The following is a 24,610-nucleotide window of genomic DNA, read 5'->3' as shown; positions in this document are numbered from 1 at the left end:
GAAAATTATGAATAAAAGAGAATCATTTAGCAGCAGATGGGGATTTATCTGTGCCTGTATCGGTTCAGCGGTCGGTATGGGAAATATCTGGATGTTCCCAACAAGAGTATCATTGTATGGAGGCGGTTCATTTCTGATACCATATTTTATATTTGTAATACTGATCGGTTCGACGGGAGTGATCGGGGAGATGAGTTTTGGGCGTGCGGCAAAGGCCGGTCCAATCGATGCATTTGGAATTGCCTGTGAGAAAAAAGGAAAGAGAAAAGTCGGAGAAGCACTGGGGATGATCCCTGTATTCGGATCACTTGCCATGGCGATCGGATATACGGTTGTAATGGGGTGGATCCTAAGATATGCCGTTGGAACATTTACAGGAGCAACACTTTCGCCTGAAAATGTGGATGAATTCGGGGCGGCATTTGGTAAGATGGCGTCAGCATTTGGTAATAATATATGGCAGATACTTGCGCTTGTGGCCTGTATGCTGATTCTGATGTTAGGTGTCGGAAGCGGCATTGAAAAAGCAAATAAGATCATGATGCCGATATTCTTCGCATTGTTCGTGATTCTGGGAATCTATGTCGGATTCCAGCCGGGAGCAAGTGAAGGATACCGTTATATTTTCAGAGTAGATCCGAAGGCATTTGCAGATCCGGCAACGTGGATCTTTGCACTTGGTCAGGCATTCTTTTCCCTGTCGGTAGCAGGAAATGGAACATTGATCTATGGATCTTATCTTTCGGATGAAGAGGACATTCCGGCTTCTGCAGGAAGAGTTGCATTATTTGATACGATTGCAGCAATTCTTGCCGCACTCGTTATCATTCCGGCGATGGCAACAACGGGAGCGCAGTTGGATCAGGGAGGTCCCGGACTTCTCTTTATCTTCCTTCCGAATCTGATCAAAGGAATGCCTGGGGGATGGCTGATCGCGATCATCTTCTTTGTCGCAGTATTGCTTGCAGGTATGACTTCGCTGATCAATCTGTACGAGGCTCCGATTGCTACAGTGCAGGAGAAGTTAAAGCTTGGAAGAGTTCCGGCATGTGCACTTACGGGGATCGTGGGAGTGGTCGTGTCACTCCTGATCCAGGGGATTGTATCAGACTGGATGGACGTACTGTCTATCTATATCTGTCCGCTCGGAGCCGGACTTGCGGGAATCATGTTCTTCTGGGTATGTGGCAAGGCATTTGTGGAAAAACAGGTCAATACCGGGAGAGAGAAACCATATGTATCATGGTATCATACGGTATGTAAATATTTTTATGTTCCGGTATGTTTTATTGTGTTAATTCTTGGAATTGTACTTGGAGGAATCGGGTAGAAAAAGCCGAAGGAAGATCAAGAAATGTTCATAAAAGTTTATTGGAAAGAATGAGAGGATAAAGAATGAAAAAAGGAAATGCAATAGCATTACTGCCAATCGGCGTATTTTTGTGTATCTATCTGGGACTTGGAATTTTATTCGAATATGTGATGAAGATTCCGATGGGATTCTATAATGTCCCGATCATTATCGCATTTCTTGCGGCAATTCTGGTGGCGTGTCTGCAGAATCGTAAGGTGAGTTTTGACGAGAAACTGGAAATTATGGCACAGGGACTTGCGGATAAGAATATTATTACAATGCTTCTAATCTTCCTGACAGCGGGGGCATTTGTCGGAGTGGTAGGAAGAAGCAGTGCGGAAAGTGTGGCATATTTCATGTTGTCACTGATTCCGGCAAGATTTTCAGTTGCGGTATTATTTGTGGTAGCCTGTTTTGTGTCGGTTGCCATGGGAACGTCGGTTGGGACAATTACATTGATCACGCCGATCGCAGTGTCCGTATCCAAGGCATCTGGATTTGATATGGCACTTTGTATCGGCTCGGTTATGGGCGGTTCGATGTTTGGTGATAATCTTTCATTTATCTCGGATACAACGATTGCGGCATGCAACGGACAGGGATGCCAGATGAAGGATAAATTTCGGGAGAACTTTGGAATTGCACTTCCGGCAGCGATTGCAACCCTGGTATTGATCCTGGTTCTTTCATTTCAGACGGATATTGCAGGACGGGTAAGTAAGAGTTATAACTTAGTGCAGATTATTCCATATGTACTGGTTCTCATAGGAGGAATTATCGGGATCAATGTATTCATGGTACTTCTGATCGGGATTGTATCTGGTTCTATTATTATGCTGGCCGGCGGTCACATTGCGGCGACAGATCTGCTTGCCAATATGGGTTCCGGAGCTTCCGGGATGTTCGAGACGAGTATGGTGGCAATCCTGGTGGCAGCGATGTGTGCACTGATCCGTGAATATAGCGGTTTCGATGCATTGCTGGCGGGAATCCATAAGGTATTCAAAGGACGCAAAGGTGGTCAGCTCGGCATGGGACTTCTGGTAGGAACGATGGATATTGCAACGGCGAATAATACTGTGGCGATCGTAATGGCGAATCCGATCGCAAAGGATATGGCGGAAGAATATGGGATCACACCGAGAAAAGCAGCTTCGATACTGGATACATTTTCATGTGTTTTTCAGGGGATCATTCCTTATGGAGCACAGATGCTGGTTGCGATATCTGCGGCGAGTGAACTGGGATATAATGTGTCAGCATTTCAGATCATGCCGAAGCTTTTTTATCCGTTTTTATTATTTGTGAGTTCTATGATATTTATCTTTGTGATTCCGGCAAAGAAAGAGAGGTAAATCGTGAAAGAAGAGATCAGACAGAAACTGACAGGGGCAGTCATCGGACTTGCAAGAACCTGTGAGAATAACGAAAAGACAGAGAACACTAACCGGGTATTCCTAGAAGCACTGACGGTGGCCGGAGACTGGTCGGCAAGTATCTTTGATATGAGTGAGATGTTAGAAAAGGTAAGAAATGAAAAATATACAGTCTCACCGGGATGTGTAACATGTGCAGCGCCATGTGGCAATACGGATGACTATGATATGGAGAATCTGTGGAAAGAATCCGAAGAAATCGGAGCATTTAAGAATACAATCCTGATGGTAATCTGCCAGACTGCAGCAAAATTGTATCATGCAGATCAGACAGAAGAATCTGAGACGGTGAAGTTATTATTCCGTGCATTATGTATGATCAGTTTTGAAGGCTGGGATGTTGCAGGGCTTACACCGGTGATGGTGGAACTTGGAAAAGCAGGACGGATATAAAAATAAATAGAATAATATTAGCAAAAAAGACTTTAAAAGGGATTCGGAAAAATCTATTTCAAAGTCTTTTTTTTGTCATCCATTCAAAAGAAGTATTACTTATGAAAGATAAGAAAAATTATCTGATTTAATAGAAGATTAATGATAAGAAATGCGTTATAATAACAATACACTGTATATATCAAGGAGGAACAAAAACATGACAGTACCAGAAAGACTTTCCGCACTTCGTAAGTGTATGGAAGAAAAGAACATTGATGTGTATGTAGTACCGACTGCAGACTTTCATCAGAGCGAATATGTTGGGGAACATTTCAAAGCGAGAAAGTTCATTACAGGGTTCTCTGGATCAGCGGGAACGGCCGTGATCACAAAGACAGAAGCAAGACTCTGGACAGACGGACGTTACTTCATCCAGGCAGCAGCACAGTTGAAGGGGACAACTGTAGAACTTATGAAAATGGGTGAGCCTGGTGTGCCAGAGATGAATGCATATATTGAAGAGGTATTAAAGGAAGGAGAGACACTTGGATTCGACGGAAGAGTCGTATCTGTCGGTGAAGGAGAAGGTTATGCAGCCATCGCTAGGAAGAAGAATGCAAAAGTAAATTATCAGGTAGACTTAATCGATGAGATCTGGGAAGACCGCCCGGTATTATCCGAAGAGCCTGCATTTAATCTGGATGTAAAATATGCCGGAGAAACTGTTGCAAGCAAACTTGCAAGAATCCGTGAAGAGATGAAAGAAGCAGGAACCAATGTGCACGTTGTATCTACGATCGACGACATCTGCTGGACGTTAAATATCCGTGGAAATGATATAGACTTCTTCCCACTGGTATTATCTTATGGAATCATCACAATGGACAGTTTCGAGCTGTATATCGATGAGAAAAAATTAGATGACAAGTTAAAAGCCAAACTTGCAAAAGATGGCGTAAACTTACACCCATACAACGACATTTACGAAGACGTGAAGAAATTTGGCAGTGATGTGATTGCAATGATCGATCCTGGAAAACTGAATTATGCATTGTTCAACAATATTCCTAAAAATGTTAAGACAGTAGAAAAGAGAAATCCGGCAATTCTCATGAAAGCAATCAAGAACCCGGTTGAGATCGAGAACATCCGCAAGGCACAGATCAAAGACAGTGTTGCGCATGTAAGATTCATGAAATGGCTGAAAGAAAATGTTGGCAAGATGAGGATCACAGAGATGAGCGCATCTGATAAATTGGATGAATTCCGTGCTGAGATGGGCAAATTTATCCGTCCAAGCTTTGAACCAATCTCTTCATTTGGAGAGCATGGTGCGATCGTACACTACACATCTTCACCGGAGACAGATGTAGAGTTAAAAGAAGGACAGTTATTCTTAACGGATACAGGAGCTGGATTCTATGAAGGTTCCACAGATGTAACCAGAACTTACGCACTCGGCGAAGTTCCGCAGATCATGAAAGATCACTTCACATTGGTTGCGATCAGTAACTTACAGCTTGGCAGTGCAAAATTCCTGGAAGGTTCTACCGGTATGATTCTTGACATCCTTGCAAGAAAACCATTCTGGGACAGAGACTTAAACTTCAACCATGGTACAGGACACGGAGTCGGATACCTTCTGAACATCCACGAAGGACCTGCAGGTTTCCGCTGGAAATATCGTAAGGGTGAGACAGAAGTATTACAGGAAGGCATGGTCATCACAGATGAGCCTGGAATCTATATTGAAGGATCTCACGGAATCCGTCTGGAGAACGAACTGTTGACCTGCAAAGGAACATTGAATGAATATGGTCAGTTCATGTACTTCGAAGCAATCACCCTGATTCCAATGGATCTGGATGCGATCAATCCGGATATTATGACACAGGAAGACAAGAAACTGTTGAATGATTATCATGCAAAAGTATACGAAGTGATTGCTCCTTACCTGAACGAGGAAGAGCAGGAGTGGCTGAAGAAATACACAAGAGCTATTTAACCTGTGAGGACGGATTTTTCAGCGTTTTGTTTCTAAATGAGAAATGATATTCATATAATGAATTGACAAAGATGAAAATGCTTAGTAGAATCTAAGTTAGTTACAACTAACTTAGATTCTACTAAGTAAAGGAGTTCATTATATATGAAGCGGAAATCCAAGAATCAATCCAAGAATAAGACACTTAATTTCCTGCGTTATCTGGGGCCGGGGCTTCTGGTTACGGTAGGATTCATAGATCCGGGAAACTGGGCTTCGAATATTGCGGCGGGATCAGGTTTCGGATATGAGTTATTATGGATGGTGACATTATCTACAGTTATGCTGATCGTACTGCAGCATAACGCGGCACATCTGGGAATTGCAACCGGACTGTGTCTGTCGGAAGCGGCGAGCAGATATATGCCAAGGCTGTTAAAAGACCTGATACTTCTGACTGCAATGCTTGCGGCGGTAGCAACGGCGATGGCAGAGATACTTGGAGGAGCGATTGCGCTGCAGATGTTGTTCCATATACCAATCAGACTGGGGAGTATCCTGATCCTGGTTCTGGTATTATTCTGTGCATTTACGAATGCATATAAGAGAATAGAAAAACTGATCATATTATTCGTGTCGCTGATTGGATTTTCTTTTTTATTCGAAGTTGGAATTGCGAAGATCGACTGGGGAGCAGCTGTGGTCGGATGGGTGAAACCGTCATTCCCGTCGGGAAGCATGCCGGTGATCTTAAGCGTATTAGGGGCGGTGGTGATGCCGCATAATCTGTTTCTGCATTCGGAGATTATTCAGAGCAGACAGTGGAATCTGGAAGACAGTTCGGTGATCGAGCAGCAGTTGAAGTATGAATTTAAAGATACATTATTTTCCATGATCATTGGATGGGCAATCAACAGTGCGATGATCCTGATGGCGGCAGCGACGCTTTATCAGAACGGAAGTGGAAAACAGGTGGATGATCTGACTGTTGCGGGAAAGATGCTGTCGCCTTTGTTGGGAAATGCGGCAACGGTGGTCTTCGCACTGGCACTTTTGCTGGCGGGTATCTCATCCAGTATCACTGCAGGAATGGCCGGTGGAACGATATTTTCCGGAATCTTTAACCAGCCATATGATATTAAGACAAAGGAAACAAAAAGAGGAGTACTGCTGACGATGATTCCGGCGGCGGTGATCATCCTGTTTATCAGACAGCCATTCGAAGGTCTGGTATATTCCCAGATGCTGCTTGCCGTCCAGCTTCCAGTTACAATATTTACACAGATATATCTGACGGCTTCGAAAAAGGTAATGGGAAAATATGTGAACAGCAGACGTTTGAATTTTTTGCTTCTGGTGATTGCTGTGATTGTAACAGGGCTGAATATAGCATTGCTTTTTGTATAGACAGGAAGAACAGAATAAGAAGAAAGAAAAACCGGGCACTGTATAGAAACAGGCTCGGTTTTTTTGTATCAATTATTCGGTTACAGCGGAAGCGGCAACGTTTTCTTTCTCAGGAAACATCTTTCTGAAGATCAGACGGATGAATGGTCCGCAGTAGAAGATCTGCCAGAAGAAAGCAACTGGGAAGTTCATGAATGTTGTCTGACACCAGGTAGCGATCACATTACTTCCTGCGTTCTTGAACAGAATCGTTGCAACAAGACTCATGCAAGGACACATGATGCATACGATCATGGAAGAGATTGCAAGCGTGATGAAGATTGGTCTGTCCTGTGGTGTAACGATACGGAAGGCAAGCATATGTGCAAGTTTGTCAACGAAAGCAAATTCCAGAACGAAGGCAACCGGCCACATGATTTTCAGTTCGCCGAAAGCCATCAGGAATACTTCGTTGCTCATTCCTCCCACATTCAGGCAAATATTGTAGCAGATCATGACGTATACCATCAGAAATGACATCATTAATGTAAAAATAACGTTTTGAAATAGATTTTTTGGCATAATTTTTGTTCTCCTTTTTATGTAAATATTTAAAAATGGGTACAAAAAAGACACTTGTGTTGTTCGTTAATCAAGCATACACTTGTGTCGTTTCCAATTAAACCAAAATCATCTTATGTTTTTGTCCGAATATGAATTATACATAATAACTGTTTTAAAATCAAGTATTTTTTTTAAAAACATGGCATCTGGCAGGAAATAACAGGTGGTTTTTCTTGACGGGAACAGACATTACAGTTAAGATGTTCTAGGAACATTTTTACGGCTGAAATATGCCGGTATTTTTGGAATAAAAAAGATTCAGAAAAAGGAAGGAACAAAGGAAGAATAGTATGAAAGATTGGAATGAAGTAGTATTAGTACCAGAGTTTAATGAACAGGGTGTTGCCTGCTACCGTCTGGACGGGGGCGACTATCTGAATGAGTATTACATTGTGTCGGAAGCAGAATCGAGAAAGCTTCTGAATGTACCGGAAGTTGTAGGATACGAGGTATATGACTGCCTGATTCCATCTACTTCACAGATGCTGTACTATCTGAAAGAACAAAAGAAAGTTACAACAGCCAATATTCTTTCTATCTTAAGAGGGGCACTGAATTATCCACTGGAGGAAAGCTGTTACAGAGAGCATATCCGTGTGCATGACATCAGCTTCTTATCCAGTGAGCGTGTGTTTGAGGAAGATGAGATTGCAGGACTGGAGATCAAATACAGCAAGCTTACGATGGTTCCTGACAGCACTCTGATGATCGGAGATATTATTGCAAGCGGGGAGACACTGATCCACTGCCTGCGTTACGTGACAGATTTTTACAGAGACCACGGAACAAAGCTTCGCAACATCATCATCTTTACGATCGGTGGAACGAAGGGGATTGAGATCCTTGAGAAGCTGACCGAAGAGATTCGTGAGTTCTGGCCTGAGTTCGAAGGATTCATTACGGTCTATTACGAAGGAATCTTCAGTACTTATCAGGACAAAGGTGTATCCGGAATCAATCTGCCGGATGTTGATTTCTACTGGAAGGGTGGAATCGTTGCACCGGAATTCAGAAGAGAGACACTTTCTATGTGTAGTCCGTTATTTGAAAAATGCATCATTTACGATGGTGGTGCAAGACGTTACGAGATCCATGAGCATGTAGAAGAAGTGCTGGAATTCTGGAAAGGCATCAGAGACCGTGCCGATCGGATTGATTTCGCAAAACTTCTGGAAGAAAAGCTTGGATATGAACTTCCGGTAAGCTACGAGGACTGGATTCATTATAATCATTATGAGAAGATCCGCCCGGCCGATACCAAATGGCTGTACCGCCAGGAACAGGGCTATGTAGAAAGCATGAAGAATATTACATTAAAAGAACTTGCAGAGCAGCGGATCGGTGAATTTACAGATGCATTGAGAAAATATATTTTGTAAAAGATATATCTGGTAAATAACGTTTTACGGGAGCTATGCTTTACAGGAATAAGTGTGGGCATCAGATGCATTAAGTTGACAATGGAATGAGAAAAGAATCGGGAGATAAAAATGAAAAAAGAAAATACAACAGAGAAGGTAACAGACATCGATTACGCACAGTGTGCCGTACCGGCAGAGGGAAGAAAAGGATTTCTGACCATGTTCATGATCATGTTGGGATTCACATTTTTCTCGGCAAGTATGTGGGTCGGACAACAGCTTGCGGAAGGACTTGATTTCTATGGATTTATCAAGTCACTGATCCTTGGCGGAATGATCCTGGGACTGTATACAGGACTTCTTGGATATGTAGGCGCAAAGACAGGACTTAGTATGGATCTTCTGGCGAAGCGTGCATTTGGAGAGAAAGGATCTTATATTTCTTCGGCAATGATCAGCTTTACACAGATCGGTTGGTTCGGAGTAGGAGTTGCGATGTTCGCAATTCCGGTCGCGAATGAATTGCTTGGCGGCAGCAAAGTCGCTATGTGGGGACTTGTTATCGTAGCAGGTGGATGTATGACGGCTTCGGCATATTTTGGAATCGATTCATTGACACTGATCAGCTATATTGCGGTTCCGTTGGTAGCGGTTCTTGGTACAGTCGCTATGATCCTTGCAGTGCAGAGAGGCGATGGAACGATCATCGACCAGTTTGCCAAATCAAGCGGAACGATCAGTGTGATCGGAGGAGCCGGAATGGTGGTTGGTTCATTCGTATCAGGTGGAACTGCGACACCGAACTTTGCGAGATTTGCCAAAGATGCGAAGTCAGGAACGATCGCAACAGTTGTAGCGTTCTTTATCGGAAATTCCCTGATGTTCTTCTTCGGAGCGATTGCATATATCTTCGTTGGCGGAAATGACATCTTTGAAGTCATGATCCGTCTGAACCTGTTCTACCTTGCAATCCTGGTACTGGGGCTGAACATCTGGACAACGAATGACAACGCATTGTATTCATCAGGACTCGGTCTTGCGAATATCTTCAATCAGAAGAAAAAGCCGATGGTACTGATCGCAGGAATCGTTGGAACACTGTTGTCTGTATGGCTTTATTATAATTTCTGTAACTGGTTAAATGTACTGAACTGTACACTTCCACCGGTTGGTATCATCCTGGTAATCTCTTATTTTATGAATCAAAAAGATTACGAGAAAACGGATGAGAATCTGGAGACAGTCAACTGGTTCGCCGTTGCCGGTGTTGTGATCGGTGCAATCGTTGCAAACGTGGTATCCTGGGGCATTGCATCCATCAATGGAATGGTGGTTGCGGCTGTCTGCTATGTGATCGGGCAGATGGTGAGGAAGAATGAAGCCGGAAATGAGTGCATTGATTCGTAATTTGATACTAAGGATGAACTCGAAGCGTTCATTAAGGAAAAAGCACTTTCATAAATATAAGAGATCCACCTATTATACAAGATAGATCAGCTAGTTCAGCTAGTGATCATGTCGTTGTATGACAGGTGGATTTTTAATTGCCATGCATTCGGAAGAAGCTGTCGGTGGCAGGTTCTGTAGATCGCTATGCAGCAGGTTAAAATTCAATTGCTCTCTTAACAGCATCGATATCTCCAGTAAATAAGATGCTTTCCATTCCAAGTTCTTTACTTGCAATGACATTTTCCACCGTGTCATCGATAAAGAAGCATTCTCTCGGCAGAAGGTTAAATTCATTGAACAGATGATAATAGATATCGTGCCCCGGTTTTGCCATTTTAAGCGGAGCAGAGAACACGATGCCGTCGAATTCTTTCAGGATCGGATGATCTTCCAGTGCGCGTTCCGCAAAACGGGTGGAGGCATTGGAAAGCAGGTAGATCGGAACCCCGCGGGCTTTTAATTCTTTGATGAATTTCCATGTCTCCGGAAGCGGGTCGACATACTGGAACCAGTTCTCGAAGAAATCACGGGCAGTATCTTTCAGATGGTCCGGAAGGCCTGCAATCGTATCTTCGGCATTCTGGTCATAGTCAATAGTTCCGGCATCTAAAGCTACCCAGTTTTTAAAGATGGCATCAGCAAGAATATCATAATCTTCCGGTGTAGAAGCAAATTTCCCCAGAATATAGTCTCCTTTAAATTTTCCGATTACATTTCCAAAATCAAAAATAATATTCTTGTATTTCATCTTAAGTTCCTCCCTGTATTTTATACAGCCTGTTTTATATTTTTATAAACACTATTATAGCCTTATAGATAGAAGGAATCAATATATGAATGATAAATAACATGTCAATATAAGTATGATTAATAGAAGGATGTCAGGTTTTTGCGAGATTGACAATCATCGGGAAAGTGTATATGATTTTCGGTAGGACTGTAAAAGGAAAGAGAGATTATTATGGAAATCAGTATACTTTTAATGGAACAGATCGCAGAACTGTTTCTTATGATCCTGATGGGATATATTATTGTAAAGACAGGATTGTTAAAGGGAGAAGACAGCAAAGTCATTTCTAAAATTGTATTATATTTAGTTATTCCGTGTGTGATCATCAATGCATTTCAGGTGGATTATACAAGTGAAAAGGTGAAGGAACTTTTGCTGGTATTTGCAGCGTCGGTATTATTACAGGTTATATTACTGGCAGCAGTATGGGGTGCCGGAAAGGTATTGAAACTAAATGAAGTAGAGACGACATCCATCTATTATTCAAATTCGGGTAATTTGATCGTACCGCTGGTGACTTTTATTCTGGGAAAAGAATGGGTATTATATGGTTGTGTGTTCATGAGTGTCCAACTGGTATTTCTGTGGACACATGGCAAGAATACGATCAGCCGGGAAGGAAAGTGGGACTGGAAAAAGATTGTCTTTAATGTAAATATGATTTCGGTATTTGCAGGAGTTGTATTATTCTTTACAAAGATCAGACTGCCGGAAATCGTAGATCAGGCATTGAGTTCTGTGGGCAGTATGATCGGTCCGGCGAGTATGATCGTAACGGGAATGCTGATCGCAGAGATGAATCTTAGGAATATATTTGAAAATGTAAAAGTGTATTTTATTTCATTTCTGAGACTGGTCGTGATACCGGTGATATCATTGGCAATTTTAAAAATAAGCGGGCTTGTGAACATACATCCGGATGGAAAAAAATTACTGTTGATCGTATTCCTTGCGGTGATCACACCGTCTGCTTCAACGATCACGCAGATGTGTCAGGTGTATGGAAATGATTCGAAATATGCCAGTGCGATCAATGTTATGACGACATTGTTATCAATCATAACGATGCCGCTTATGGTGCTTCTGTATCAGACGGTGATGTAGAGAGGAAACAAAAATGGAAAGCGTGAATTTAAAAGCATTAACAAAGACAGAGATCTTCGCAGGGGCAACGGAAGAAGAAGTATCTTCTATGCTGAATTGCTTAAGTGCGAAGAAGAAGAAATACCAGAAAGATGAGATCATCTTTCATGCGGGGGATATTGTCTCATCGATCGGTGTTATGTTAAAAGGAAATGCCCTGATTGAAAACGATGATATCTGGGGAAACAGAAGTGTCCTGGATTATGTAAAAGAAGGTCAGATTTTCGCAGAGACGTATGCCTGTGCACTGGATGAGAAGCTGATGGTCAATGTAATTGCGATGTCTGACTGCGAAGTGTTATTTCTGGATGTGAGAAAGATCTTAAAAGTGTGTCCGAATGCGTGTGAGTTTCATCAGAATCTGGTGCAGAACCTGCTTGCGATATCGGCGCAGAAGAACCTGAATCTGTCCAGACGCATCTTTCACACTTCATCGAAGACGATCCGTGGCAGACTATTGTCTTATCTGTCTTATCAGGCAATGGAGCGTGAAAAGGAAGAGTTCGATATTCCGTATAACAGGCAGCAGCTTGCAGATTATCTGGGAGTAGACCGGTCGGCAATGTCGAATGAACTGGGGAAAATGCAGAAGGACGGGCTGATCGAAGTGAAGCGGAATCATTTCCGGATATTGGATGTGGATTGATGAAATGGATTTAAAATGGATTTAAAATGGATTGAAAATGATTGAATATAAATGGAATATATGATAGTATATATACTAAGAAATAAGTATTACTTCTAAAAAAAGGTGTATAACCAGGCTTGTTATAAAGGAGTGTGCGCCATGAATATTCAAGAAATGAAAGAAAAGAAAAAGGAAAAAGGATACACCAATGAACAGATTGCGGAGCTTTCCGGGGTACCACTTGGAACCGTGCAGAAGATTTTTGGAGGTGCGACAACTTCACCTCGTTATGATACATTGAAAGCTTTGGGAAAAATTTTTTTGCCGATGGAACGGGAACGGTATTATGCATCTGTTGTAAAGGATGCAAGTGCAGCATATACAGTGAAGCGGCAAGGAGAGTATACGGTAGAAGATTATTACGCTCTTCCAGATGAGCAAAGAGCAGAACTGATTGATGGTGTGCTCTATGATATGGCGTCACCGGAAACATTACATCAGATGGTGGGAGGATATATTTACGCAAGGTTTCTTGAATTTATTTCCAAAAATAAAGGAAATTGCATACCATTAATAGCTCCGTTGGATGTACAGCTTGACTGTGATAATAAGACGATCGTGGAGCCGGATGTGATGATTGTATGTGACCGGGACAAACTATATAAGAATCGGATATATGGTGCGCCGGATTTTATATTAGAAGTATTATCAAAGTCTACGAGAAGAAGAGATATGGTTATAAAGCTTCAGAAATATGCGAATGCAGGAGTAAAAGAATATTGGATGGTAGATATAGAAGGAAGACGTGTATTCGTATATATTTTTGATGAAGAAAATTATCCAGTGATCTATGGCTTTGATTCTAAAGTACCAGTATATATATGGGGTGGACAATGTGAGATTGATTTCTCAGAAGTTTACAATTATATCCGTTTTCTGATTGAAAGCTAAGCAAAGGTAAGATACAATGGAGATGCGAAGGAGGGGAGCGGAAGATGGCAAAATTACTTACGGCGGCGACACCGATATCCTATTATCTCGTTGTAGTAAATATTGTTGCATTTATTTTATATGGAACGGATAAAGCGAAAGCAATGCATCATCAGTGGCGGATCAAAGAGGCAGTGTTGATAGGGATTGCGTTTGTCGGCGGTGCATTTGGTGCATTTGCCGGGATGATTGTATTTCATCATAAGACAAGAAAGATGAAATTCCGGATCTTAGTTCCGATCGCTATTATCATCTGGCTGACCCTTGGCGGATTCCTGGCAGGACGTGATGTGGTAGGATTGACGAAGACAGACCGGCCAAAGAATGAATATAACGGCACAGAGATCACACCGTATCATAGCAGTGTGGATAAAGATGGTGACGGTACGGATGATCAGACCGATATTTTGACGAATGCATTGGTTTACGTGAAGAAGCGGCCGATTTACAAGAGCAGATATTATCAGACCGGTTATCCGGATGACAGATATGGTGTCTGTACAGATGTTGTCGGATATGCGCTTAAGAAAAGCGGATATGATCTGCGGGAACTGGTAGACGAAGATATCAGGAAGAATCCGAAGGATTATGATATCGATGAGCCGGATAAAAATATTGATTTCCGAAGAGTAAAGAACCTGAAAATATATTTTGAACATACAGCGATCAGCCTGACCACGGATGTAAATGACATTGAACAATGGCAGGGCGGCGATATTGTAGTGTTCAAGAATCATATCGGGGTGATTTCTGACAGACGGAATGTGGAAGGTGTACCATATGTGATTCATCATAATGATCCGTATCAGAAGAATTATGAAGAAGATATCCTGCAGGAGAGAACGGATATTGTCGGGCACTTTAGAATATCGTAGTGGCAAAGCACTGTGAAATATTACCGGATTTCACAGTGCTTTTTTAGTGTAGTTTTCAATATGTCTTTTTATGACAATTCTTTTAATAATAAAGGCCGCTCATCTGGTGTTGTATTCTCAGCAATCACATCACGGACATTCTGCATACGCATATCCAGGTCGGCACTGATCTGTGCGCACGCAAGCATTTCATCCTCCAGATATTTTGCTTTGTCAGCCGGGATATCTTTCTTGTAACGCAGTTTATGTTCCAGACTTGCCCAGAAATCCATCGCAATCGTACGAAGCTGTATTTCTACAGTCATGTTACGTTTTCCGTCCTGTAAAAAGATTGGTACACTGACGATCAGATGAAGACTGCGGTATCCGCCCGGTTTTGGATTCTTGATGTAGTCTTTCTTCTCAAGAAGTGTGATGTCGTCCTGGGAAAGTAGGCAGTCCGCAAGCATATAGATATCATCCAGAAAAGAACAGATGACACGGACACCGGCAATATCATGGATATTTTCTTCAATAGAAGAAAGGGTGAGCGGTATATCCTTTTTACGGATCTTTTTGATCAGGCTTTCCATGGATTTGACACGGGATTTGATATCTTCAATCGGATTGCGGTCATATTCCAGGGAATACTGTTCGTTTAATACTTTGAATTTTGTCTCTACTTCCATGATGGCACATTGATAATAGGACATCTGTTTCTCTATTGGTTTCATATTTTTATTAACAAAATCCAGAAATTCGTCAGACATCAGACTGTTTCTGACGAAGCGTTCTTTGCGTTGTTCGATAAATGTCTCAAGGGGTCTCATGTTGCATTTCTCCTTTCGTTATCCAAAAATATTTTAGCATATCTGTAGTTGAAATTCTATCAACAGAGGGAAGCTTTTATGGGGGAATGCGACAATGTGAAAGAGGTGTATTAGTTGCACAAAATCAAGTCCAACAGTCGGATGTGTTCACATGCAAAAGTTTTCGTGGTAAGATAAATGACATAACATAAGATATAAAGAAATAAATCATAAGGAAGTGTAAGTTTATGAATTCCAGATACAAAGGAATATTTTTTATTACATTATCGGCGTTATCATTTGCATTTATGAATGCGTTCGTAAGGTTATCCGGTGATCTGCCTTCGGTACAGAAGAGTTTTTTCAGAAATCTGGTAGCTTTTTTTATTGCGCTGATCATGATCATAAGAAGCAAGGATGGATTCAAAATCGAAAAAGGAAATCTGAAATATATGATTCTGCGTGCGACATTCGGTACGGTGGGAATCTTGTGTAATTTCTATGCGGTGGATCATCTGGTGCTGTCGGATGCATCGATGCTGAATAAGATGTCGCCGTTTTTTGTAATTATCTTTTCGTTTTTATTGCTGAAAGAAAAGATGAGTCCGGCACAGGCACTGGCGGTTGCGGGTGCATTTATCGGAAGCTTATTTGTAATCAAACCGACATTTACGAATATGGCACTGGTACCGTCACTGATCGGACTGTGCGGCGGGATCTGCGCAGGTATTGCTTATGCGATGGTGCGTATCCTTGGGCAGAGAGGACAGAAAGGTTCTTCGGTTGTAATCTTCTTCTCGGGATTCTCGTGTGTGGTTACACTGCCATATCTGCTTCTGGATTTCCATCCGATGAGCGGCTTGCAGATCTTAACGCTTCTAGGTGCGGGACTTGCGGCTGCAGGCGGACAGTTCGGAATTACGGCGGCTTATTATCATGCACCTGCGAAAGAGATATCCATTTATGATTATTCGCAGATTATTTTTTCGACGATCCTCGGATTCTTTCTGTTCGGGCAGGTGCCGGATAGGTATAGCGTGTTGGGGTATGTGATCATATGTGCGATGGCACTTTGGATGTTTGTGTATAATAAGAACCGGGAGTGAGTTGCTATTTAATGCATTAAGCGGTTGATACCGAAAGTGTACAAAAAATCCGGAAAATCAAGGCTTCCACCTCAACTTTCCGGCTGCACACAAAGGTTACAACCCTCTATTGAATTCATTATCATTGGCCAAGCACGACATGAGAAAGACTTGATGCTCTGTTTGTCGCGTATATGGAGTGATGTTTAGAAAAACTTAGGGTGTTCAAATCTCCGTTAAAGGCATGGAACGAATTGTTTGAGCGAAACGAGTTATGAGTGGAATGCCTTTGCTTTTAGGAGATTTGGACATCCTTAGATTTTCTTACATCACGGAATCTTAGTAGCAAACAGAGCACCAAGTTTTTCTCATGGACTGAGAGGCCGCGATAATTAATTAAATAGAAAACTGATTTAATAATTCCTCAATCTTTGCCTGCAATTCCTCCACGGAATGCTTCCGTGACCGCGCACATTCCTGTGCCTGGCATCCGCAGATGATGCATTTACGGTAGGTGCCGCGGGATAACTTCATACCGTCAGTTCCAATGACATCCATATCAAAGAGCCGTCCGAGAGGATGGCTTTCTTCAATTTCAGTAGCAAGTGTCTTGATATCTTCGGCGGGTGCATCCAATGCCATGATCAGTTCATCACCGGAAGGTTCGTGGAATTCTTCGGTGTGAAGGATTGTTATATTGTGAGCAGAAAGAGCTTTTAATAATTCTGCTTTTCCGGAATCAAAAGCTTTCCGGATCAGTTCGTTGGTTTTTACCGGTCCTGGGATGTTCATGCAAAAAGACAGGACTGGTTTATCATATTTACTGATCAGTTCGTTCTGGATGCTTACACGCCGGTCGCGGCAGTTCATCATATCTGTGATAGTTACGTTTATTCCGTTCATATTGAAAGAATTCCTTTCGTATCAAAAGTATATATTTAAATTGAGTTTACATAGTATATTCTTTGTAATCATTATAAGATTTTACCAGTAAATTTTCCAGAAAAAGAATATTTGATTATATATAAAAACAAAGGCTGCAGCTGTTACATGGCTGCAGTCTTTTCCGTACCTTAATAAATATTAAGAAAACCCCACTCTCTCCTGTAAGGTTCCAAGACTATGATAAACCCATAAAGAGATAAACAAAGTCACAAGATAAATGAAAGAGGAGGATACAAACATGGAGATCAAAAGACCTGCAATAGCGGGAACATTAGAATCCAGTGACTGTCAGGTAATGGTAGAGGCCGGAGAAGGAAAGATCGACCTGTCCTTAGACAGTGCAGTAATCAATCAGTATGGCAATCAGATCCGCAAGGTTGTCCTTGAGACACTCTTCTTCGGTCTGATGCCGATCCTGATCAGCATCGCTGGAGAATTCGGAGTCGAAGCAACACACATTGCGATTGTTATGGTTGTATGCCGTAACTGTGCAACATTTATCAGTCTTGTCGTGCCTGCAACCTTCCTTGGTGTCGGTCTTGCGGGTGTTGAGATCAAAGATCATATTAAGAAATGTTTCTTCTGGATATGGGGGTGTCAGCATTATCTGTCTGATATCCGGACTGATCCTGGGTGTGATCAAATTATAGACATTATCAATTATATTGTTATTCCTCATAAAGTTTTACCATTGCAGGACTTAAGGGTATTGGTTCTGCAAAAAGGGATCGGTCTGGATGGGCCGGTCCCTTCTCTCCGTGTTTTGGGGGGTTAATGCATCAGGCTGCGGTTACCAGGTCTTTCTCGTGGACTGAGAGGCCACAATGAAGCAATTAATAATGTATCACATTCTCCTCATTTCTTATCCGTGCAATCACATCCTTTGCCTCTTCACTTTCAAAATACCGCAGCGTACTTTCCGGCACGAGTTTCTTCAATGTATTCATATCATTATCCTTAATCGCCTGCCGTACAGTAGAAGCGCTGATGGCTTTTTCACCATCAGTTTTTCTTGGAACGATCACGCATTCAATGCCGTTTCCCGGTAGTTTTTCTGACATGATATTATTATAGATTCCAGTAACCAGACTGGTTGGTTCTTCGCCGACGTAGCGGCGGTTGATGCCGAGTGTCCGTGCGATTTCGGTGAAGACGGTCAGATCCAGCATAGCATGGCTTTCGATGACTGCATTTTCATCTTTCTGGAAATAGCTCGGGAAGGTTGCATTACTGATGATGTACGGGCCGCTGTCGTGATAGCAGATGTTATCAAGATGTGCGGTCCCTTCCATTACGAGCTGTTTTCGAACCTTGAACGGAACAAGGCTTGCATCTTCGCTTACGATGAAAAGATGCAGCAGGTCATTTTCGCGGGCTGCTTTTTCTACTAGATACTGATGACCGAGAGTGAACGGATTGGCGTTCATGACCAGGGCGGCAACCTTACGGTTTGTAGCAGATGTGCTTTCTGTAAGAGTCTGAAGTTGCAGGGCAGAAGAATCTTTCAGTTTCTTCAGATAATTTTTAAACCCTGTCCGTCTGTTTTCCATGAACACGATCTGTCCGTCAATTCTTGCTATTTCATAGAATCCGAGATCGCCGAAGAATTTGGCCGAAGAACATTTCGTATAGAGGAACAGGTGTGTATTTCCGCGGTTAAATTGTACTTCGATCAGATGTGAGATGATTTGGTTCATAAGTCCTTCGCCCTGATGGTCGGAACCTACGGCAAGACAGCGTAGTGTATTGCCGAAGCAGCTTCCGGTGGCGATGATATTCATCTCATCATCGTACATGCCGCACGTATAATCAAGGTTGGTATCCAGGCGGATTTCCTCAGCCTGAAGAAGAGCGGTGACACCCTGAATTGCAGTTTTATCAGAGTGTGAAATCTGTGAAATATAGTAATCAGACATAATGTTTCCTTTCTGTATCTTTCTGTATGTATAGAGTTGCTTTCATGCGGATGATATGCTGCTTCTAGTGTAACATATAGCATAGGCAGCATAGCCAATAAAATATTAGAATTATCATATAATAAAAAGATAATGCGGGAAAGTTTTCTTAATAAATTATAAGAAAAATCTTTCCCGCTGTTCAGCTTCTGGGTGTAGAATATAGCTTAAATATAAAAGAAGACAGAAGTCAGGTAAAAGAACAGGTATAATCGAAACCGTTCTTATGAGAAATTCTGCATAAAGCATACGCAAAAAGGAGAGAAAGAAGAAAAAATATAAGAACTTCTAAGACGGGTATTACAAACTGTTATTACATTTTACAATAATTTTGTTGACTTATAGAAAATCCATGATATGATTCAAATGTTGGATTTAGAAAATGGAAATTTTATGAATAGAACAAGGGGTAAAAAAGATGGATTATAACAAGATTGTACAGGGAATCCTGGACATCGGAGAAGCGATGCTTCAAAGTGGTGCAGAGAATTTCCGACTGGAAGACAGCTTTTACCGCATGTGCAGAAGCTATGGATTTAAGAGATCGGATGTATTTGTCATTCCGAGTAATATACAGGTGACGGTAGAGACACCGGAAGGAGAGATCATTACACAGATCCGGCATATCGAGTCATCAGAACCGAATTTTGATCAGCTGGATTACCTGAACAATCTGTGCAGATATGTCTGTCAGCATACACCGGATGAAAAAGAGATGCGAGAGAAATATCTCGAAGTCATCAATCGTGAACCGCAGAAGCGAATTACAAGATATGCAGCAGGAATCATGGGTGGAACCGGATTTGCGGTATTCTTCGGCTGTAACGTCTGGGATGCGATTGTTGCATTGATCGTATCGGTGATGATCGTGGCCGTCGGTGACTGGCTGGCAAAGCGTGAAAGCAACTTAATGGTTTATAATGCTATTCTTTCGTTCATATCAGAAGTGATCATTATAGTGGCATTGAAGATGGGAGTTGCAGATCATCCGGACCGTATTATGATCGGTATCGTTATGCTGCTGATCAGTGGACTGGGCACGACGAATGGAATCCGTGATCTCCTTCAGAGGGATTTTATCTCTGGATTTATTAATATCATGAACTCGTTCCTTGGAGCTGCCGGAATCGCATTCGGAATCGGTCTTGCGATCATGTTGTTCCATGAAGGATATTCCGATCATTTTATCCTGAATCACAGTGTACCAATCCAGCTGATCTCCTGTACGGTTGCATGTACGGGATTTGCTTTCTGGTTTAAGATCAGAGGAAAGCAGGTATGGTATAACAGTATCGGAGCATTCTTTACCTGGGCAATCTATGTTGTGGTATTTGCACTGAAGCCAAGCAATTTCCTGGCAACGATGATCGCAGCAGTATTCGTTGCATTTTACGCATTTATCATGTCCAGAGTGAATAAGGCACCTTCAACGATCTTTCTGACAGCATCGGTATTCCCGCTGATTCCGGGACCGAATCTGTACTATGTAATGTATGGATGTGTCAGTCAGGATCCACAACTGGCATTCGATGAGACGATTGTTCTGATGGCAACCTGTCTTGCAATTGCATTCGGATTTATCATCGTAGATGTGGCATCCAGAAGTATCATGTATGCACTGAAGAGAGAATATCATATCGGTAAGAGTGCATTGAATCTTCCTCTGATCGGTGGAAAGAAATAATTATAGAAATAAAAAATAGAAATAAGCAGAGAGTCTGAGAGTATGCTGGAAGAGAAGCAATCTTTTCCTGTATATTCTCAGATTTTTTAAACCATAGTATGCAAGAGAAACTGCCAGTGGCAGGAACTGCAGATATGAAAAGCTACGGGAAAAGATGCAGGAAAATACGCCGGTACAGATGTATCACAGACACAAATAATTTTCAGGAATCTGTGTTCCCCTGCTATATTAAAATGAAAAAGTGTGTGTTAAACTGAGCTTATACAGAACGTACTACATATATTGAAAATAAAGAAAAATAGGGAAATATAAATGGAAACAAACGTGTAAAACATGAAATTATAAAAGGACAGCTGTCTATGAATTATGAAAAATTAGTACAGGGAATCTTGAATATAGGAGAAGCAATGTTACAGTGCGGGGCAGAAATCTTCCGCGTGGAAGACAGTCTGTATCGTATGTATAAGAGTTATGGTTTTATGACATATGATGTATATGTGATTCCGAGCAATATCCAGGTGACGGTGGAGACACCGGAAGGTGAGATCATTACACAGATCCGGCATATAGAGTCTACAGGGGCAGATTATGATAAATTGAATTATCTGAATGCCATGTCGCGGTATGTCTGTTCACATAATCCGGATGAAAAAGAACTGGTCCGGCGCTTTAAGAAAGTAATGGCGCGGCCGGCTCAGAGTGAACTGATCACAGGACTTGCACAGATTACAGGGGGAACGGCGTTTGCTGTATTCTTCGGATGTGATCTGCAGGATGCAGTTGTTGCATTAATCGTCTGTCTGATGATCGTTCTGGTAGGCAGATGGCTTAGCAGGCGGGAAGGTAACCCGATGATCTATAATCTGATCCTGGCATTCTTATCAGAGGTTGTGATCGTAACAGCTGTCCGGAGCGGGCTGGGACATCATCCGGACCGTATCATGATCGGAATTGTCATGCTGTTAGTCAGTGCACTTGGTGCGATCAACGGAATGCGGGATGTGATGCAGAGGAACTTTATCTCGGGTTCACTGGAAGTGATGAATTCGATGCTCGGTGCATTTGGTATCGCATTCGGTATTGCCCTTGCAATGATGCTGATGGGAAATATATCGGCGGAAGGATTCGATGTGAATAATAATACAGTGATCCAGCTGATCTCTTGTACGATAGGATGTACCGGTTATGCAAGCTGGTTCAAGATACGGGGAAAGAAGATCCTGTATTCCAGTGTCGGAGCTTTCCTGACATGGGGAATCTATTTACTGGTGTATGCGTGGTATCCGGATAATTTCTTTGCGGTAGTAGTTGCATCCTGCTTTGTGGCGGGCTATGCATTTGTCATGTCGAGAGTCAATCATGCGCCGTCCACCGTCTTCCTGACAGCATCCGTCTTTCCGTTGATGCCGGGAGCGAGATTGTATTATCTGATGTATGGCGTAGTCAGCAGGAACTTTTCACTGGCAGCAGAGCATGCACTTGTACTGTTGGAAACATGCCTTGGGATTGCGTTTGGATTCATCATTGTGGATGTGATTTCAAGAAGCATTATGCGGGCGCTGGGAAGAGAATATCATATGGGGAAAGAATCTACGGTTATTAAAAAAGAGAAAAAATAATGGCTGTGTTACGATGATCCGGATGAATTTTCCGGATTGACAATTTTGCGTCCTTATAATATAGTAAGAGTCAAAGAGAAGATCTGATGACTGACGGATAATGTGGAGTACCACAGGGGAATCAGATACTTGGTAAGAGCCGACCGTCTGGGCAGCATTTATCCCGAAGAGGATGAGTGTTGTCCTTTTTTTACACCGCCCGGTATCGGAAGAGTTGGAAGCAGTGTATCAAAAGGACTGGAAATGCAGAAAGACAACATACGATCAGGAGGAAATGAATGATGAAAACAGATATTGAGATCGCACAGGAATGTACTATGGAGCCTATCACAGAGGTAGCAGAAAGAGCAGGAATTCCAGAAGAATATCTGGAACAGTATGGAAAATATAAAGCAAAGATTGATTATAATTTCTTAAAGAAATCCGATAAAAAAGACGGAAAACTGATTCTTGTGACGGCAATCAATCCGACACCTGCCGGAGAAGGAAAGACAACAACAACCGTAGGTCTTGCAGATGCACTTCAGAAAATGGGTAAGAAACCTGTGGTAGCACTGCGTGAGCCATCTCTCGGACCGGTATTCGGTATGAAGGGTGGAGCAGCTGGCGGCGGATATGCACAGGTTGTACCGATGGAAGATATCAACCTTCATTTCACAGGAGATTTTCATGCGATTGGAGCTGCGAATAACTTACTGGCAGCCATGATCGACAATCACATTTATCAGGGAAATGATTTGAATATTGATCCGAGAAAGATCGTATGGAAGAGATGTGTCGATATGAATGACCGTCAGCTCCGTTTCGTCACAGACGGACTTGGCGGAAGAGTCAATGGTGTGCCGAGAGAAGACGGATATGATATCACTGTCGCTTCTGAGATCATGGCGATCCTGTGTCTGTCAAAGGATATCGCAGATCTGAAAGAAAGACTTGGAAAGATCATCGTAGGTTACACTTATGGCAAGATCGCAGAGCAGAAACCGGTTACCGCACATGATCTGCATGCAGAGGGAGCGATGTGTGCGCTGTTAAAGGATGCTCTGAAACCGAACCTTGTTCAGACACTGGAGCATGCACCTGCAATCGTACACGGTGGACCATTTGCCAATATCGCACATGGATGCAACTCACTGACAGCAACAAGAATGGCAATGAAGCTTGCAGACTATGCGATTACAGAGGCCGGATTCGGAGAGGACTTAGGAGCTGAGAAATTCCTGGATATCAAGTGCCGTATGGCTGGCATCAAACCGGATGCAGTAGTCATTGTAGCAACGGTAAGAGCGCTGAAGTATAATGGAGGCGTTGCAAAACCGGATCTGAATGAAGAGAATCTGGAAGCACTGGAAAAAGGTATTCCAAACTTGATGAAGCATGTCAGCAATATTAAGAATGTATACGGTCTTCCATGTGTGGTTGCGATCAATGCATTCCCGACAGATACCAAAGCAGAACTGGATCTGGTAGAAGAAAAATGTAAAGAAGTCGGAGTCAATGTTGCGCTGTCCGAAGTATGGGCAAAAGGCGGCGAAGGCGGCCTGAAGCTTGCAGAAGAAGTGGTACGTCTGTGTGATGAGCCGAGTGATTTCCACTATGCTTATGAACTGGAAGGAACGATCGAAGATAAACTGAACCAGATCGTACAGAAAATCTATGGTGGAAATAAAGTGGTTCTTACCGCAGCAGCCCAGAAGCAGGCAAAACAACTGACAGATCTTGGATTTGGCAATGCACCGATCTGTATGGCGAAGACACAGTACAGTCTGACAGACGATCCGAAGAAACTGGGAGCACCGACAGACTTTGACATTACAGTACGTAACCTGAAAGTCTCCGCAGGTGCCGGATTTATCGTAGCTCTGACAGGAGATATCATGACTATGCCTGGACTTCCGAAAGTTCCGGCAGCTGAGAGAATCGATGTAGATGATGAAGGAAGAATTACAGGATTATTCTAATTGTAAATGTAGTTAAAAGTAAAAATCCGGCGGCTTTTTGTGAGGCTTGCCGGATTTTTCTATTGCCATGCATGTGTTGTGACAAGATTTTACATAAGATTTACGGGATTTTGAAAAACAGCAGGAGAATATGTGCTAGAATTCCAAGTTAGTGTTATAATGCAAGAAGTAAAACAGG

The 24,610-nt window shown here is 42.4% G+C and carries 21 protein-coding genes and 1 riboswitch; of the genes, 16 read left to right on the top strand and 5 right to left on the bottom strand.

Annotation, left to right across the window (positions count from 1 at the left end):
- Positions 1 to 7 precede the first annotated feature (7 nt).
- The 5 genes from NQ508_RS12520 (at position 8) to NQ508_RS12500 (ending at position 6,556) form a co-directional block, all read left to right on the top strand.
- On the top strand, positions 8 to 1,330 hold the full coding sequence (locus tag NQ508_RS12520) for a sodium-dependent transporter (protein ID WP_006428059.1): 1,323 nt from the start codon (positions 8 to 10) through the stop codon (positions 1,328 to 1,330).
- Positions 1,331 to 1,395: 65 nt separating this feature from the next.
- A complete protein-coding gene (locus NQ508_RS12515; RefSeq protein WP_006428060.1) occupies positions 1,396 to 2,709 on the top strand; it encodes a Na+/H+ antiporter NhaC family protein in 1,314 nt (437 codons plus the stop codon).
- 3 nt (positions 2,710 to 2,712) lie between these two features.
- Positions 2,713 to 3,183, top strand: a complete 471-nt coding sequence (locus NQ508_RS12510) for a hypothetical protein (protein ID WP_022415117.1) — start codon at positions 2,713 to 2,715, stop codon at positions 3,181 to 3,183.
- Positions 3,184 to 3,382: 199 nt separating this feature from the next.
- Entirely contained in the window at positions 3,383 to 5,170 is a 1,788-nt protein-coding gene (locus tag NQ508_RS12505) for an aminopeptidase P family N-terminal domain-containing protein (protein ID WP_259828777.1), read from the top strand.
- 144 nt (positions 5,171 to 5,314) lie between these two features.
- A complete protein-coding gene (locus NQ508_RS12500) occupies positions 5,315 to 6,556 on the top strand; it encodes an Nramp family divalent metal transporter (RefSeq protein WP_006428063.1) in 1,242 nt (413 codons plus the stop codon).
- Positions 6,557 to 6,628: 72 nt separating this feature from the next.
- On the opposite strand, the gene NQ508_RS12495 is transcribed toward NQ508_RS12500, so the two are convergent.
- Positions 6,629 to 7,117 carry a DUF2798 domain-containing protein gene (locus tag NQ508_RS12495; RefSeq protein WP_006428064.1) on the bottom strand — a complete coding sequence of 163 codons (489 nt, stop codon included), beginning with the start codon at positions 7,115 to 7,117 and terminating at the stop codon, positions 6,629 to 6,631.
- A gap of 332 nt (positions 7,118 to 7,449) precedes the next feature.
- On the opposite strand from NQ508_RS12495, the gene NQ508_RS12490 reads away from it, so the two are divergent.
- Together NQ508_RS12490 and codB are read left to right on the top strand one after the other, a co-directional pair.
- Entirely contained in the window at positions 7,450 to 8,538 is a 1,089-nt protein-coding gene (locus NQ508_RS12490; RefSeq protein ID WP_006428065.1) for a hypothetical protein, read from the top strand.
- A gap of 111 nt (positions 8,539 to 8,649) precedes the next feature.
- Positions 8,650 to 9,927 (top strand): cytosine permease, encoded by a 1,278-nt coding sequence (codB, locus tag NQ508_RS12485; RefSeq protein ID WP_006428066.1) that lies wholly within the window; start codon positions 8,650 to 8,652, stop codon positions 9,925 to 9,927.
- A 196-nt stretch (positions 9,928 to 10,123) separates the two neighbouring features.
- Here codB and NQ508_RS12480 read toward each other — a convergent pair whose 3' ends face one another.
- Positions 10,124 to 10,717, bottom strand: a complete 594-nt coding sequence (locus NQ508_RS12480) for an HAD family hydrolase (RefSeq protein ID WP_006428067.1) — start codon at positions 10,715 to 10,717, stop codon at positions 10,124 to 10,126.
- Positions 10,718 to 10,930: 213 nt separating this feature from the next.
- Between NQ508_RS12480 and NQ508_RS12475 the strand changes: the two genes are divergently transcribed.
- The 4 genes from NQ508_RS12475 (at position 10,931) to NQ508_RS12460 (ending at position 14,395) form a co-directional block, all read left to right on the top strand.
- Complete coding sequence (locus tag NQ508_RS12475) at positions 10,931 to 11,863, top strand: AEC family transporter (protein WP_006428068.1); 933 nt, start codon at positions 10,931 to 10,933, stop codon at positions 11,861 to 11,863.
- Between the two features lie 13 nt (positions 11,864 to 11,876).
- Positions 11,877 to 12,548 (top strand): Crp/Fnr family transcriptional regulator, encoded by a 672-nt coding sequence (locus NQ508_RS12470; protein ID WP_022416455.1) that lies wholly within the window; start codon positions 11,877 to 11,879, stop codon positions 12,546 to 12,548.
- Positions 12,549 to 12,689: 141 nt separating this feature from the next.
- Positions 12,690 to 13,481, top strand: coding sequence for a Uma2 family endonuclease (locus NQ508_RS12465; protein ID WP_006428070.1), 792 nt, complete (start codon positions 12,690 to 12,692; stop codon positions 13,479 to 13,481).
- Between the two features lie 44 nt (positions 13,482 to 13,525).
- A complete protein-coding gene (locus NQ508_RS12460; protein WP_006428071.1) occupies positions 13,526 to 14,395 on the top strand; it encodes a DUF1287 domain-containing protein in 870 nt (289 codons plus the stop codon).
- A 68-nt stretch (positions 14,396 to 14,463) separates the two neighbouring features.
- Here the strand turns inward: NQ508_RS12460 and NQ508_RS12455 are convergent, their stop codons facing one another.
- Positions 14,464 to 15,204 carry a GTP pyrophosphokinase gene (locus tag NQ508_RS12455; RefSeq protein ID WP_006428072.1) on the bottom strand — a complete coding sequence of 247 codons (741 nt, stop codon included), beginning with the start codon at positions 15,202 to 15,204 and terminating at the stop codon, positions 14,464 to 14,466.
- A 227-nt stretch (positions 15,205 to 15,431) separates the two neighbouring features.
- Here NQ508_RS12455 and NQ508_RS12450 point away from each other — a divergent pair, with 227 nt between their 5' ends.
- On the top strand, positions 15,432 to 16,289 hold the full coding sequence (locus NQ508_RS12450; RefSeq protein ID WP_006428073.1) for a DMT family transporter: 858 nt from the start codon (positions 15,432 to 15,434) through the stop codon (positions 16,287 to 16,289).
- Between the two features lie 375 nt (positions 16,290 to 16,664).
- On the opposite strand, the gene citX is transcribed toward NQ508_RS12450, so the two are convergent.
- Complete coding sequence (citX, locus tag NQ508_RS12445) at positions 16,665 to 17,171, bottom strand: citrate lyase holo-[acyl-carrier protein] synthase (RefSeq protein ID WP_055303822.1); 507 nt, start codon at positions 17,169 to 17,171, stop codon at positions 16,665 to 16,667.
- A 280-nt stretch (positions 17,172 to 17,451) separates the two neighbouring features.
- On the opposite strand from citX, the gene NQ508_RS14400 reads away from it, so the two are divergent.
- Positions 17,452 to 17,988, top strand: a complete 537-nt coding sequence (locus NQ508_RS14400) for a citrate lyase ACP (protein ID WP_044920305.1) — start codon at positions 17,452 to 17,454, stop codon at positions 17,986 to 17,988.
- A 58-nt stretch (positions 17,989 to 18,046) separates the two neighbouring features.
- On the opposite strand, the gene citC is transcribed toward NQ508_RS14400, so the two are convergent.
- Positions 18,047 to 19,129 (bottom strand): [citrate (pro-3S)-lyase] ligase, encoded by a 1,083-nt coding sequence (gene citC / locus NQ508_RS12435; RefSeq protein WP_006428113.1) that lies wholly within the window; start codon positions 19,127 to 19,129, stop codon positions 18,047 to 18,049.
- Positions 19,130 to 19,586: 457 nt separating this feature from the next.
- Here citC and NQ508_RS12430 point away from each other — a divergent pair, with 457 nt between their 5' ends.
- From NQ508_RS12430 to NQ508_RS12420, 3 genes are all read left to right on the top strand, one after another.
- A complete protein-coding gene (locus NQ508_RS12430; RefSeq protein ID WP_006428114.1) occupies positions 19,587 to 20,852 on the top strand; it encodes a threonine/serine exporter family protein in 1,266 nt (421 codons plus the stop codon).
- A gap of 359 nt (positions 20,853 to 21,211) precedes the next feature.
- Positions 21,212 to 22,471, top strand: a complete 1,260-nt coding sequence (locus NQ508_RS12425; protein WP_006428115.1) for a threonine/serine exporter family protein — start codon at positions 21,212 to 21,214, stop codon at positions 22,469 to 22,471.
- A gap of 76 nt (positions 22,472 to 22,547) precedes the next feature.
- Positions 22,548 to 22,631: riboswitch (ZMP/ZTP riboswitch) on the top strand.
- Between the two features lie 121 nt (positions 22,632 to 22,752).
- A complete protein-coding gene (locus tag NQ508_RS12420) occupies positions 22,753 to 24,432 on the top strand; it encodes a formate--tetrahydrofolate ligase (protein ID WP_155116001.1) in 1,680 nt (559 codons plus the stop codon).
- The last annotated feature ends 178 nt before the right edge of the window (positions 24,433 to 24,610 follow it).

The sequence above is a fragment of the Dorea longicatena genome, assembly GCF_025150085.1.
GTDB lineage: Bacteria > Bacillota > Clostridia > Lachnospirales > Lachnospiraceae > Dorea_A > Dorea_A longicatena.
Note: the sequence above shows the minus strand (reverse complement) of the source record. Positions and strands in the feature narration are given on the sequence as shown.